The 13,983-nt window shown below is 52.9% G+C and carries 14 protein-coding genes and 1 tRNA gene; 4 read left to right on the forward strand and 11 right to left on the reverse strand.

Going from position 1 to position 13,983, the window contains the following annotated elements:
• Position 1: 1 nt before the first annotated feature.
• The 6 genes from ACYJL1_RS01275 to ACYJL1_RS01300 are packed head-to-tail and all read right to left on the reverse strand — an operon-like array spanning position 2 to position 5,396.
• Positions 2 to 802, reverse strand: a complete 801-nt coding sequence (locus ACYJL1_RS01275; protein ID WP_460896660.1) for a purine-nucleoside phosphorylase — start codon at positions 800 to 802, stop codon at positions 2 to 4.
• Positions 799 to 1,203: a cytidine deaminase gene (locus tag ACYJL1_RS01280; protein ID WP_460896661.1), complete on the reverse strand. Its 405-nt coding sequence runs from the start codon at positions 1,201 to 1,203 to the stop codon at positions 799 to 801. The genes ACYJL1_RS01275 and ACYJL1_RS01280 overlap by 4 nt, the downstream gene beginning before the upstream one ends.
• A gap of 2 nt (positions 1,204 to 1,205) precedes the next feature.
• A complete protein-coding gene (locus ACYJL1_RS01285) occupies positions 1,206 to 2,177 on the reverse strand; it encodes an ABC transporter permease (RefSeq protein WP_460896662.1) in 972 nt (323 codons plus the stop codon).
• Complete coding sequence (locus ACYJL1_RS01290; RefSeq protein WP_460896663.1) at positions 2,177 to 3,319, reverse strand: ABC transporter permease; 1,143 nt, start codon at positions 3,317 to 3,319, stop codon at positions 2,177 to 2,179. Before ACYJL1_RS01290 ends, ACYJL1_RS01285 begins: the two co-directional genes overlap by 1 nt.
• A complete protein-coding gene (locus ACYJL1_RS01295; protein ID WP_460896664.1) occupies positions 3,316 to 3,867 on the reverse strand; it encodes a cysteine hydrolase family protein in 552 nt (183 codons plus the stop codon). The genes ACYJL1_RS01290 and ACYJL1_RS01295 overlap by 4 nt, the downstream gene beginning before the upstream one ends.
• A complete protein-coding gene (locus ACYJL1_RS01300) occupies positions 3,864 to 5,396 on the reverse strand; it encodes an ABC transporter ATP-binding protein (RefSeq protein WP_460896665.1) in 1,533 nt (510 codons plus the stop codon). Before ACYJL1_RS01300 ends, ACYJL1_RS01295 begins: the two co-directional genes overlap by 4 nt.
• A 457-nt stretch (positions 5,397 to 5,853) precedes the next feature.
• On the opposite strand from ACYJL1_RS01300, the gene ACYJL1_RS01305 reads away from it, so the two are divergent.
• Together ACYJL1_RS01305 and ACYJL1_RS01310 are read left to right on the forward strand one after the other, a co-directional pair.
• Entirely contained in the window at positions 5,854 to 6,066 is a 213-nt protein-coding gene (locus ACYJL1_RS01305) for a SlyX family protein (RefSeq protein ID WP_460896666.1), read from the forward strand.
• The gene (locus ACYJL1_RS01310; RefSeq protein ID WP_460896667.1) at positions 6,067 to 6,543 is read left to right on the forward strand and encodes a GNAT family N-acetyltransferase; all 477 of its coding nucleotides are present in this window, start codon (positions 6,067 to 6,069) and stop codon (positions 6,541 to 6,543) included. It begins immediately after the preceding gene.
• A gap of 31 nt (positions 6,544 to 6,574) precedes the next feature.
• Here ACYJL1_RS01310 and ACYJL1_RS01315 read toward each other — a convergent pair whose 3' ends face one another.
• From ACYJL1_RS01315 to ACYJL1_RS01325, 3 genes are all read right to left on the reverse strand, one after another.
• Positions 6,575 to 7,582, reverse strand: a complete 1,008-nt coding sequence (locus ACYJL1_RS01315) for a BMP family lipoprotein (RefSeq protein ID WP_460896668.1) — start codon at positions 7,580 to 7,582, stop codon at positions 6,575 to 6,577.
• A 174-nt stretch (positions 7,583 to 7,756) separates the two neighbouring features.
• Complete coding sequence (gene msrA, locus ACYJL1_RS01320) at positions 7,757 to 8,422, reverse strand: peptide-methionine (S)-S-oxide reductase MsrA (RefSeq protein ID WP_460896669.1); 666 nt, start codon at positions 8,420 to 8,422, stop codon at positions 7,757 to 7,759.
• A 35-nt stretch (positions 8,423 to 8,457) separates the two neighbouring features.
• Positions 8,458 to 8,781, reverse strand: a complete 324-nt coding sequence (locus tag ACYJL1_RS01325) for a hypothetical protein (RefSeq protein WP_460896670.1) — start codon at positions 8,779 to 8,781, stop codon at positions 8,458 to 8,460.
• Between the two features lie 425 nt (positions 8,782 to 9,206).
• Between ACYJL1_RS01325 and ACYJL1_RS01330 the strand changes: the two genes are divergently transcribed.
• Positions 9,207 to 9,297, forward strand: a tRNA-Ser gene (locus ACYJL1_RS01330).
• Positions 9,298 to 9,339: 42 nt separating this feature from the next.
• Here ACYJL1_RS01330 and ACYJL1_RS01335 read toward each other — a convergent pair.
• Together ACYJL1_RS01335 and ACYJL1_RS01340 are read right to left on the reverse strand one after the other, a co-directional pair.
• Positions 9,340 to 11,292, reverse strand: coding sequence for a DUF4139 domain-containing protein (locus ACYJL1_RS01335; RefSeq protein WP_460896671.1), 1,953 nt, complete (start codon positions 11,290 to 11,292; stop codon positions 9,340 to 9,342).
• Between the two features lie 215 nt (positions 11,293 to 11,507).
• Positions 11,508 to 12,563, reverse strand: coding sequence for a histone deacetylase family protein (locus tag ACYJL1_RS01340; RefSeq protein ID WP_460896672.1), 1,056 nt, complete (start codon positions 12,561 to 12,563; stop codon positions 11,508 to 11,510).
• A 199-nt stretch (positions 12,564 to 12,762) separates the two neighbouring features.
• On the opposite strand from ACYJL1_RS01340, the gene ACYJL1_RS01345 reads away from it, so the two are divergent.
• Positions 12,763 to 13,974, forward strand: a complete 1,212-nt coding sequence (locus ACYJL1_RS01345) for a multidrug efflux MFS transporter (protein WP_460897899.1) — start codon at positions 12,763 to 12,765, stop codon at positions 13,972 to 13,974.
• The last annotated feature ends 9 nt before the right edge of the window (positions 13,975 to 13,983 follow it).

Genomic DNA, 13,983 nt, shown 5'->3' on the forward strand with positions numbered 1-13,983 from the left:
GCTAACCTATTTCCTGAATAAGGGAACGGATGATCTTCTGCAAACGAGCACCACCTTGCGGCGCAACATCCTTGGTCTCTTCGTGCGATAGTTCCGCACCGGTCATTCCAGCGCCGAAATTTGTGATCACCGAACAGGCCGCCACGCGCAATCCATAAAACCGCGCGAGAATGACCTCGGGGACCGTCGACATTCCCACGGCATCGGCACCAAGAGTCCTTGCCATGCGAATCTCGGCGGGCGTTTCAAACGATGGTCCTGAGAACCACATGTAAACGCCTTGCGCCAATTTCTCGCCGACCTCACCGGCAGCGACAATCAAAGCATCTTTCAATTGCTGGTCATAGGCTGTTGTCATGCCGACAAAACGTTTGTCCGACGGTTCACCGATCAGCGGATTAAGACCTGAATAGTTGATGTGGTCATCAATCAGCATCACACTGCCCGGCGCAAGATCATGACGTATCGAGCCCGCAGCATTGGTCAGAATAATGCTCTCAATGCCTATTTCAGCGAGCGCCGCTATAACCGGGCGCATGACAGACGCGTCACCCTTTTCATAGTAGTGCGCGCGCCCCGCCAGCATCAGAATCGGCTTGCCCGAAAGATAACCGGCAACTACCTCCCCCGCATGGCCTGAAACGCCACTATGTGGAAAGCCAGGCAATTCGGAATAGGGAATACAAATTGCGTTTTCGACGGCATCAACAAGCGATCCCAGCCCGGACCCAAGCACCAAGGCAATGCGAGGGGCAAAACCATTGAGTTTTTGAATGAGCATACTCGTAGCTGGAGCGATCATGCAGCACCTTTACCGAGCACTTCCGCTTCAAAACCGAAGGGGAATATTTCTTTCATCGTCAGCGTCTGAACGATCCCTTCATTATCGCAAAGGTGAAGCAATGTTTCGGGACCCGCAAACTCGGCCAAACGTTGGCGACAACCACCACAGGGGGTGCACTTTGCCTTCTTCTCGGCCACGACAGCAATTTCTGTGATCGTGCCCCCGCCACCCATCACAAAATGTGAAAGCGCCGTGGTTTCGGCACACCAGCCTTCCGGATAGGAAACCACCTCGATGTTGCATCCGGAATAGATTCGCCCGTCACTGGTCCGCAGTGCAGCACCGACCGGAAACTTTGAATAAGGCGAATGGGTTTTCTGCATGGCGGCAAAAGCCGCATCGAACAGGTCCGTACTCATGACTATCTTTCCTTGACGTAGGCAACACCGCCAGCTTTTGGCGGAATGGCTTTACCGATAAACCCGGCAAGCAGAATGATCGTAAGGATATAGGGGAGAGCCTGCATAAGCTGCACCGGCACCTCACCGATCAGAGGCAGAGTCTGTCCCTGAAGACGGATGCCCAAAGCATCGAGAAATCCGAATAGCAAGCAAGCATACATTGCCTGTACTGGTCGCCACTTTGCGAAGATCAAAGCTGCAAGGGCAATGTAGCCCTTGCCTGCAGTCATATCCTTGACGAAACCCGCACCCTGTGCCGTGGCAAGATAGGCACCGGCCACGCCGCAAAGAATGCCACAACAGATGACAGCGCGATAACGCAACCAAGGAACTGAAATACCCGCTGTGTCAACAGCCGCCGGATTTTCACCCACAGCGCGCAAGCGCAGGCCAAAGCGCGTACGATAGAGCACCCACCATGTGAAAGGCACCAACAGAAAGGCGAGGTAAACAACAATGGAATGGCCGGAGATCAGCTCGAAATAGATCGGTCCGATGATCGGGACTTCACGCAAAGCTTCGGCTCCGGGCAAATTGATAGCATTGAAGCGCGCGGTGTTTGGCAAGGATGGCGTGCGCCCGCCCTGGTGAAACCATGCCTGGCCGAGGATAACTGTCGTTCCTGCCGCAATGAAATTTATCGCAACGCCCGAAACGATCTGGTTTCCCCTGTGCGTGATCGACGCAAAGCCGTGCACAAGGCCTAAAGCCACAGACACGGCAATTGCTGCAAGCAGCCCAAAGCCAGCGGAGCCGTACCATGTAGCAACAGCACCAGCTGCAAATGCGCCGGCAAGCATTTTGCCTTCAAGACCGATATCGAAGATGCCAGCCCGTTCGGAATAGAGCCCTGCCAGACAGGCCAGCAACAAGGGAGCCGATAGGCGTATGGTCGAATCGAAGAGCTGGAGAACGGTGATAAAGCTATCCATTACTGGCCTCCTCCAGCAATAGCAGACGCTGTCTGGTCCTTTTTAGAGGAAAGGCTATGGAATATCCGCTGCAAAGTTGGCCGGAACATATGTTCCAGCGCTCCGGCGAAGAGGATCACCAGACCTTGAATGATCACGATCATATCACGAGAGATGTTTGGCATATCGAAAGCAATTTCGGCACCGCCCTGATAAAGCATACCGAAAAGGATTGCCGCCAGCACAATACCAACCGGATGAGACCGCCCCATAAGCGCGACGGCAATGCCCACGAAACCAGCACCGGCAACAAAATCGAGCTGCAAACGGTGCTGCGCTCCCATGATCGGGTTCAGCGCCATCATACCGGCCAGCGCGCCCGAAATCATCATGGCGATAATGATAATACGCAGCTCGCTTATGCCGGCATAACGTGCCGCCTTCGGGCTAAAACCCATTGTGCGGATTTCATAACCGAGCTTCGTCCGCCAGATCAGCACCCAGACAAGGAACGCCGCAACCAAAGCAATGAGAAAGCTGAGATTGAGGGGGGCGGAGCGCATGTTGAGTCCAACAGCGTTCAACAACCATCCAAGGCTTGGCAATTGCCCACCCTCCCCAAAAACGCGCGTTTCCGGCGATTGGATATTCATGGGCTTGAGAATTTGCACCACGATATAGACCATGATGCTGGCCGCGATGAAATTGAACATGATGGTGGTAATAACAACATGCGAACCGCGGCGCGCTTGCAGCCAGGCGGGAATAAGCGCCCATAAGGCACCGGCTATGCCGGAAGCCACAATTGCCAATGGAAAGACCACCCACCAAGGCAGGGTATCGCCAAGGCCAAGTCCGATAAATGCGACGCCGAGACCGCCAATATAGGCTTGGCCCTCGCCGCCAATATTGAAGAGACCGCAATGAAAGGCCACGGCAACGCAAAGACCCGTAAAGATGAAGTTGGTTGCGTAATAGAGCGTATAGCCAACGCCGTCGCCTGTGCCAAAAGCACCTTTGACCATCAGCACCGCAGCTTCAATCGGGCTTTCACCAACGAGCAATACGACCAGACCAGCCACAAGGAAGGCAACGATGAGATTGATCAGCGGAAGAAGTCCATAATCTGCCCAAGCAGGTAGTTTTGCAAAAGGCTGGCTCATGGCAGATTTCCGATAATGTGTGCGGATGTCGTGATGCGGGCATATTCGCCTTCAAGTACAGATAGCGCCAAGGCATGCACGTCTTCGGCGACCCATTTCTTGCCGCGATAGTCTTTGCGATCAATACTCGCGACAGCATCCTCCGGAACGACTACCTCGAAACCGAGATTGGCAGCCATGCGGACTGTTGCATCGACGGAATTTTCCAGAAGAACGCCGGTGACTACCAAGCTGCGCGCCTGCAACTCGTCAAGCACGTCCATCAAATCGGTGCCTATAAACGCATTGTTCGTGCGCTTATCAATAATCGGCTCGCCCATCTGCGGGGCGACTTCATCCTTGAAATCATTGCCATGCGTACCGGGGCGATATGGTGATGCCGGATCCGTTGAGTCATGCCGGATGTGAATGACTGGCAGGCGGCGATCACGCCATGCTGCAAGCAGTTCGCCAATCCGCGCCTCTGTTTCAGGCTGTCCCCGACGGCCCCATTTTGGGTCGTCTATCGCATTTTGGACGTCTATAATGATCAGCGCCTGTGTTGTCATTCGGCGGCCTCCAGCTGCTCGACACCTGCCATGAGGCAACCGAGTTCCCCTTCATCCGCTTCAGCATCCCGCTCTCCAACGATGCGACCGGCAAACATGACAAGGATACGATCCGACAGGGAGCGGATTTCATCGAGTTCTACAGAAACGAGCAGGACGGCTTTGCCCGCATCACGCATCTCGATAATACGCTTGTGAATGAATTCGATTGCGCCGACGTCTACACCGCGTGTCGGCTGCCCGATAATAAGAACGCCCGGATCGCGCTCAATCTCACGAGCGAGGACAATTTTCTGCTGGTTGCCACCGGAGAAATTCGCGGTCTTGAGATTGGGATCGCCCGGGCGGATGTCATATTTCTCTATCTTGTCGCGCGCATCCGCTTTGATAGCATCAATATCAAGAAACGGCCCTTTGAGATAAAGCGGATCGTCGTGATATCCCAGAATAGAGTTTTCATATTCTTCGAATGCCAGAACGAGTCCCATATGATGGCGGTCTTCAGGCACATGCGCCAAACCACGATCACGCAACTCGCCAGGATCAGCGGCTCCCGTGATATCAATGAGTTGCCCATCAAGGAGGACACGGCCCGATACAGCGGCGCGAATTCCAGCAATTGTTTCAATCAGCTGCGACTGTCCATTGCCAGCCACACCGGCAATGCCGACAATTTCACCTGCCCGCACAGTGAACGATGCATTGTCCACCATGACCACGCCGCGACTGTCCCGTACGGTCAGGTTCTCAACGGAAAGTTTTACTTCGCCGGGCTGTGCTTCGCCTTTCTGGACGCGCAGCAAAACGCGTCTGCCGACCATGAGTTCGGCCAGTTCTTCCACCGAAGTCTCGCTGGTCTTGCGGGTAGCGACAACTGACCCCTGGCGCATGACTGACACATTGTCGGTTGCAGCCATGATTTCACGCAATTTATGTGTGATCAGAATGATGGTCTTGCCTTGGTCCCTCAATTGCTCGAGAATCCGGAAAAGATGATCGGCTTCCGGCGGCGTCAGAACACCGGTAGGCTCATCAAGAACCAGAATATCGGCACCGCGATAAAGCGCCTTGAGAATTTCCACCCGCTGCTGCAAGCCGACCGGCAATTCTTCAATCAAAGCATCCGGATCGACATCAAGTTCATATTCCTGCTCGAGACGCTTCAATTCAGCACGGACCTTGGCAATACCTTTCTTCAGAAATGGCGCGCCCTCCACCCCGAGCATGACATTTTCAAGCACGGTGAAGTTTTCAACAAGCATGAAATGCTGATGCACCATACCAATACCCATCCCGATTGCAGCATTCGGGTCGGTGATCTTTGTCGATTTGCCGTTAATGCGTATTTCGCCACTATCAGCCTGATAGAATCCGTAAAGGATCGACATCAGGGTCGATTTTCCAGCGCCATTTTCGCCGATGATGCCGTGAATGGTGCCTTTTTCTATCGCAAGATGAATATCGCGATTTGCATGAACGGAGCCGAAACGCTTGTCCACACCAATAAGTTCGATTGCAGCTGCGCTCATATCCCCATCCGCTGTTGATCAGCTCTTGTTATTTTTCGAAGCTTTAGACCCTAGGGTCCGGACCTATTAATCTGGTCGAAATGGTATGAGGCTTTTCGTTTGGATACAAGGAGCAAAGGCGAAGACAATGTGGTTCATTTTCAAGACTTTGCGACGAAGTAGGCGGGCGAAAAGACCATATCCTGCGGACCCCGAAACGGCTGCAAGCTGCAGTGTCGAACCGCTTGGCCGGGGGAAAGACCCCACCCTTCGCGCTTCTCCTCGCATCTTCTTGCTGTTTCAGGCGCCATTTCGATCATATTAATAGGTCCAGACCCTAGCACGGGAATTTTTTCTTTCCAGTCAAGAAAAGCAACATTCAACAGCCGCTATCATCTCTTCATACCTTGACGCAATGGTCATCAACTTGTTCAAATATCAAAAACCCGGGACAGAAAAAGAAAGAACGGAGACGGGAATGACAGCCGAGAGCAATGACCGCCTGACGCGGCTTGAAATCCTGGTAACCGAGCAGGAACACACGATTGATGAGCTTTCGGGCCAGCTAACCGAGCAATGGAAGACCATTGAGGCAATGCGGCGTAAGCTGGATGCACTAACAGACCGTTTTCTTGTCTTGGAAGAGCAGACTGCAGAAGATACGCCCGTAACCAGACCCCCTCATTATTAAATGATGACAAGAATAGAGCCCCTCGAAAACCACCCCGAACTCGTGCCATTATGTGCGCGCTGGAACTACGTAACGTGGGGCTGCGATAACGGTCGCAGCCGGGAAGAGATTATCGACAGCTTCCTTGGTTTCCTTGATCCTGAAAGCCGCCAGAAGGCACTGGTCGGATTCGTTTCCGGACTGCCCGTGGGCCTGTCATTGCTCATCGACAACGATCTTGAAAGTCATCCTCATTTACATCCTTGGCTCGCGAGCCTGTATGTTACTCCAGAGATGCGGTTGATCGGTGTTGGCAAAGCCATGGTTGAGGCAACTGAACAAATCGCACAGCAACAAGGTCATGAACAGCTTTATCTCTATACGGCAGAGACAAGATATTACGAACGTATGGGCTGGCAGAAAATGGAAGAGCTGTACGATGACAATGCCGGAATGTGGATAATGAAAAAGTCATTGAAAAAGCCGCCAGTCATTTGACCAGCGGCTTTCTTTACTTCGAGGTTATTGCTTATTTGTACGGGCAAGCATTGTCCGTGAAATAGCTGTGTACCTTCACCTTGCCGGAGATAATATCCGCCTTAGCGGTTTCAACAGCATTCTTGATATCATCCGTCAGGAGCTTTGCATTGTTGTCGTCGACAGCATAATCCACACCGCCTTCTTTGACGCCGAGATAACTTACGCCAGATGTAAATTTGCCATCGGCACCGTCCTTGAACGCATTATAGGTGGCAACATCAACACGCTTGAGCATTGAGGTTAGAACCTTGCCCGGATGCAAGCCGTTCTGGTTGGAATCAACGCCAATGCCGAGCTTGTCAGCATCGGCCGCAGCCTGAAGAACACCAATACCGGTGCCGCCAGCCGCTGCGAAGATCACGTCAGAACCTTGATCCATCTGCGACTTGGCAATTTCACCGCCTTTAGACGGATCATTCCAGGCAGCCGGTGTATCACCGGTCATGTTCTGGATAACTTTGGCATCTGCATTCGTAGCCTTCACACCGCCAACATAGCCACAGGCAAAGTTACGGATCAAAGGAACGTCCATTCCGCCAATAAAGCTGACAGTACCTGTCTTGGACGCTTTGGCAGCCATGACGCCGACAAGATAGGAACCCTCATTATCGTTGAATATGACCGAACGAACATTCGGCTGTTTCACTTCTGCATCGATAATGACAAACTTGGTATCGGGGAATTCTGTAGAAACCTTCTCAATTGCGGCGGCTGCGGAAAAGCCTGCAATGACGATTGGTGAATTGCCATCCGATGCGAATTTGCGCAGTGCCTGTTCGCGCTGGGCTTCATTCTGGATTTCGAATTCGCGATACTTCACGCCGGAATCGGCTGTGTACTTCTCAGCGCCATTGAATGCAGCTTCATTGAACGATTTATCGAACTTGCCGCCAAGATCATAAATCAAAGCAGGCTTGTCGTCCGCAGCGTTCGCTGCTCCAAGTGATATCAGGGGCAATGCCGTAGCAGCCAAAAGACCAAGAACAATACGCTTCATTTGATAGCAACCCTCTGGATTTTGTTTGAGGACACAACTTTCTGCTGTGGCCTGGACCATTGCGGCGAGGCATTCAACCCGCCGCACCAAGCCTAATCTTGCACGCCGTTACGTAAAATTCACGCGGAATTTTGCCAAGTGATCAAAAAACGGATTTATGGGCATTGAACCCGATCAGTTTACTGCCCTGGCGCTCGGCATAGGGCAGGAGATACCCGTTCCACGCAGTCCGCAATAACCGCCCGGATTTTTCGCAAGATATTGCTGGTGGTAGTCCTCTGCGTAATAGAACACTGGAGCCTCGATGATCTCGGTGGTTATTGTTCCACGGCCATTGGCTGTCAGTGCGCTCTGGTAGGCAGCGCGGCTTGCCTCGGCTGCTGCCTGCTGCTCCGGTGTGAACGTATAGATACCGGACCGGTATGTTGTACCGACATCATTGCCCTGCCGCATACCTTGAGTTGGATCATGTTCTTCCCAAAACATTGTCAACAACTCTTCATAAGAGACAACCGACGGATCGAACACGACCAATACCACCTCATTGTGACCGGTGAGGCCGGTGCATGTTTCCTGATAGGTCGGATTGGGTGTAATACCACCGGCATAGCCCGCAGCAGTCAGATAGACGCCAGGCACCTGCCAAAACAGCCGTTCTACCCCCCAAAAACACCCCATACCGAACATGGCGGTTTGAAAATTGTTCGGCCATAGCCCCTTCAAGGGTCGCCCATTAACATAATGTGTTTCTGCGGTCGCAATTGGTGATGCGCGGCCAGGCAAAGCCTGTTCTGCAGTTGGCATTTCGGATTTCTTGCTCAGCGTACTGAATATGGACATTGAATTACCTCCGGATGCATGGGCCTTACGATGCTTCAACGGGCAGCAAACCTGCCTGCTCTGTCCGTACGCCTGTAACCTATTGCATATAACAACAGGGCGAGAAGGCCGAAGACGATAACGGTAGGTGCTTCCAGTACCCAAAGCATCAACGGATCCCAGAATATGCCGTATAGATGGGTTCTGATGCTTGTTTCAACAAGTGCCAACGAGCTGGCCGAAACCGATTGCCAGCTATCTTTGAGCAAAGTTACAACAAGGGCGGACGCGCCAACTGATCTGGCTGCGTCAAGAACAGCGGCAATAATAGCCAGGCTGAGGCAGATATAGGCTAAAAGCCTGCAAACAAGACGTAGCAATATTCTTCTCCAGGGCGGGCGGCCCTTCGCCCGGAAGGGCTGTGGGTCGCTTGATCTTCTATCCTCTAACGCAAAACCCGGGAAACCGGAATCGCTTTTCTGGACATGATTGCGATCTCTTGTGACCATATACCAAATTGCGCGCCATGGACCCAAGGGGAACTCCCGCTTACATCAAAGCAGCTAACCCACTGTAATGAAATGGAAATGCGGTTGTACAACTCTGAATCAAAAATAGTTTGAATTAGGAGTTGAAGAAGTGCTTGTTCTGGCTATAGTGCGCGCCGCACGGGTAGCTGCCGACTAACCATCGTAGAGCGCCGTGTCTGATCGAAGAATGAGTAGCCGATGGTTGACGGTGCTCTTGCAGCCGGCATTTCGGTTGCAGATCATTAACCCGCTCGGCCATATGCCGGACGTATTGCGGAGAGGTGGCCGAGTGGTTGAAGGCGCACGCCTGGAAAGTGTGTTTACGTTAATAGCGTAACGCGGGTTCGAATCCCGCTCTCTCCGCCATTTCCTCTTACCCGATATGAAACCTTGCACTGAAAATATCGCTCAGAACGTACGGATAATCCGCGTAACATTCTTGTCGAACTCTCCTATAACCTCCTGCGCAGCATCCCGCTTCTTGCGCAATTCTCCAAGGCGGTCTTCCTCCTGACCCATTTGCGCCAGATACCTGCTTTGAAGATCGCCATTGGGTACAGCACGCAAATTCTCACGGGTGCGATCCTGAGACTCAGCCACCTGATCATACTCTCTTTGAACGCGATCAAGCGCCTCTTGTGCTTCAACCTGCTTTAACCGGGCTTCGGCCAGCTCTTTCAGCTTCGCTTTGACCTCGGGATCTTCCGCCGCATCAGCCCAGTTTGTGATCATCTGCGGGACTGCATCGGACAATGCAAATTCTTCAGCCTGGGTCTGCTCTCTGACCGTTTCGACGCTTTGTGTTTCACCTGCCTTCAAGGCAACACGAACACGATCATGTGTCAGTGTGGAATCCCCGGTATTTTCAGCCTTGAATGTCCAGCCAGGACGCTTTTCCTGCTCGATAAGCACGATGCGGTCACCATCAGCTGCCCCGTTCACTGTAAATATCGTCACTTCCCGCAGCAGCGTTTTTGCATGGATGATCCCATCAGCCACTTTTATCGATGTGATCATCCTTTGAGGTTTTGTGTCCGTACCCACTGACACCTTTTGATCAAGGGCAAAACTGGCGGCACGCTTTTCGCCAGATGGCATTCCCGCGATCCGGGCATCGCCGACATATCCGGATTTGCCGTCATAGACAGTCAATATACCTTGCGGAAAACTGGAACCACTGTCGTTTTCAAGCATGACGGAAGCTGTCGGGTGCTCGCCACTGCGACCGACCTGATAGACAGAAACCATTTCGACCTTCACCTCCTTGTCTAGCAAGGGTACGGAAATTGTTTCGCCGTTCTTCAGATCAAACTGGCCGGGCAGGGAAAAATTGGACGTAACCTCCTGCTCATCAATGGATGTTTGCTGCGAGGCCGGGGCCATCTCGATCGGCCTTTGCGCCATCTGCATCTCTGGAGCCGGCGCTGCATAGCCCGCTGCCTCATCCTGCTCTTGTGTCACCTTTTGTCTGCGGGAGGCACCAAGGCTTGCGATTGCAGGATTTTGCGCGGATGTATCGACGACAAGTTCAGCCCGATCTTTCCAGTAGCGCTTGTGGAGTGCCTGCTTCAGCGTGACAGGTTTCCCTGATGAAAGCACCACGGAAACGTCGCTCCAATCTTCGCCGGAAGCGTTCTCGAATATGGCCCAAGCCTGTAGCCGAGCCGTGCCATTTTCACCGGTCACCATCCGATAGCTGGTCTTCCAGATCGGGGCAGAGACAACATATGAAATATCCACGGTGCGCGTACCCTGCCCGTCCAGCTCGATTTTTATCGTGCGGGAGCCATCCACCGCGCCCTTGCCTGCAACAAGAGTTGCATCGGCAATCTTACCGTTCAGGGTCTTGTCCAAAATTTCAACAGATACCGAACTGTCGAGCGGGACAGTCGTCATGTCACCCTTGGTTGTGAGTATCGAAAGCACCGCACTCTGCGCGCCGTTTTGGCCGGTTTGATACTCAACACCAAGAATACTGCCTTCAAGCTCGCGCGCGCCGGACACGCGGATGCCAGTGCCCTTGACGGCATTCAGCAGTCGGGGAAGCGAGTTCAGATCATCAACGCTAAAGGGCAGTGTGCGAAACGTCTCTTCCAGCGGATTGGGTCCAGCCAGCGAAAGGTTCTTAACCTTGCCATTGGCATCCCTGATAATGAGGCTCTTGAGAATGTCATCCACCTGATCCAGCGGAACATTGATCGTAATCTCGCTATTATCACCCACATTGGCGGAGCGAACGATTTCTGACAGACCGCCCGATGAAAGTGTGACGGATTTTACAGGCCCGTTCACAGCTGCCAATGCGGTGGAGCAAATCAAAGGAAAAAGCAAAACCGGTAAAAGCTGACGTTTGAATGCCATGAACAGTTCTCCCCAATATGTCGAAGCGATAATCATGCCTATTCAGGAAAGGTGAAGAATTTAAGGTTTGGCTGGCGCAGTCGAAATCTCCTGCATTCTTTCGGCAGCGCGCAGCAAAGGATTCCGACCCGCTATCCTCTACGGGGAGGAGAATACTGCAAAGGAAACTTATCCCTGCGATGAAAATGAACAGAGCGGTACAGCGACCGTTTTCGTTATTGTGCGCGATTAGCCTGATAGGCTGCCATAAAACGTGGCGCCGCTTCCGACACAGCGCTCAGCGAATAGCCACCTTCCTGTACGATTGCGGTCGGCAGGCTGACGGCTCCCCAGATTGCTCCTATTTCGGCATAAGCCTCTGTCGTCACTGCAAGTTTGGAAAGCGGATCGTCGTGATGGGCATCCCATCCGGCAGAGATGACAAGGGCCGTCGCGCCATGATCTGCCACCGCAGCCGCCAGCTTTCGATTGGCTTCAATGAAAGCACCATCATTGCTTCCTTCCGCCAGTGGCAGGTTGAGGTTTGCCGCAAGGCCGCTGCCAGCGCCGGTTTCATCCGCGTAGCCGATATAATGCGGATAATAATTTGATGGATCGGTATGGGTTGAACCGAAAAATACATCGTCGCGCGTGTAGAATATTGCCTGTGTTCCGTCGCCATGATGTGTATCAAAATCGATGATCGCTACACGCTCATGCTGCTGACGCAAGTGCTGAGCGATGATTGCCGCATTGTTGAAATAGCAAAATCCCGCCGCACGATCCGCATAGGCGTGATGACCCGGAGGGCGGCACAGTGCAAAGGCAGCTTTCTCACCTCTCAACAGGGCAGTTGCTGCAGAAATTGCCGTTTGGGCAGAGGCATAAGCCGAAACATAGGTGCTTTCCATCATGGCGCAGGAAAGTCCGTTAATGTACCAGCCAGCCTGTCCGAGCACGCCAATGGGTCTTGGCTTCGGGCGGGCAGCATAGTCCTGTCCCGCACCCTGATATGCGCTTACATTGGGCAGGACCTCAGGGCCATGATTGGGTAGCTGCATGAATCGGTCATATGCCGTTTGCAAAAACTCAACATAGTGATCGGCGTGAACGGCAAGTATGGGATCGAGTCCTGCATCTTCGGTCGCCTGTTGCGAAAGTCCCAGTTCGGACAGTGCCTTTATCAATGCTTGAGCACGCGCCGGGTTTTCCAGCGGATCGGTAATTCGACCATTTATCATGTATTGTTTGGGCTGATGAGCCATTTGCTGGCTGGAAAAGAACAGTTTCATAAAGCTCATTCTCGATGCTATTTGCCATGAGTCGGCTTAGAGCCTATTCGCTGGCGCTCGCAATGCAAGGTTGTACTTTCAGTTTTGGATCAAGATTGTTTGCAGTATCTGAATGCTTTGAGCTTGGTTGCCCTCCCGGGCCATAACTGCGATGTCTTGGGCCAAGGCAAACCTAGAGCGGAGAACATAGTTGGATAAATTGACTGACACAGACACCAGCTCCAGTTCAGGGGAATCAATTTACTGGAAGCAAAATCTGTGGGTCTGCCTGCTTGGCTCATTCACAACAATTGTTGCGATGACTCTGATCCTGCCTTTTTTGCCGTTGTATATAGAGCAGTTGGGCGAGACAGATCATGCTGCGATCGTCCAATGGTCCGGCATCGCCTATGGTGCAACATTTTTTACCGCAGCTTTGGTAGCACCCTTGTGGGGCCGCCTTGCCGATCGCTACGGACGCAAGCTGATGCTGATCCGGGCAAGCCTTGGCATGGCCGTTGCAATGTCCCTCATGGGCATGGCCACAGAAGTCTGGCATCTCATCGCTCTTCGCCTGCTCACCGGCCTGCTCGGCGGTTACGCATCCGGCTCCACCGTCCTTGTCGCCACACAAACGCCGAAAGCGAGAACAGGATGGGCTCTCGGGACATTGGCCTCCGGTATCATGGCAGGCAATCTTATCGGACCGTTGATTGGCGGCGGGTTACCCCCCTTGATTGGTATCCGCGCAACATTCTGGCTGATAGGCGGAGTTATCTTTGTAACATTTCTCGCAACGAGCCTCTTTATCAAGGAAGAACGCCGGCCACCTAAAAGCCAAGCGCAAAACCAGAACAGAGGATGGAAGGCAATTCCGGAGAAACGCCCGGTAATTGTCATGCTAGTGGCCGGAATGCTTTTGATGCTTGCAACCATGTCCATTGAACCCATCATCACAGTCTATGTAGCACAATTGGTAGACAACCCGGCCCACGTAACCATGGTTGCAGGAATTGTAATGTCAGCGGCGGCTCTCGGCAGCGTGTTGTCTGCATCAAGACTGGGTAGACTGGCGGACCGCATCGGGCACTGGAATGTTATCGTTGCAGCTCTGGGAACATCTGCGTTGCTCCTTATTCCTCAGGCTTTTGTGACCGATGGCTGGCAGCTGGTCATCCTGCGATTTCTGATGGGGCTTTCGCTCGGGGGGCTTCTTCCCTGTATCACCAGCGTCATCCGCCATAACGTTCCGGATAGAGTTGCAGGCAACATTCTCGGCTACGCGACATCCTCGCAATATGTTGGCCAAGTCATTGGCCCGCTGATGGGAGGGTTTGTCGGTGGTCACTTCGGTATGCGGGCAGTCTTTCTCGGGACAAGTGTTCTGCTCGCCGGAAGCGCACTTTACGGATGGATCATCCGTCCAAAGTGAATCTGGACA

Source organism: Phyllobacterium sp. K27 (genome assembly GCF_054796155.1).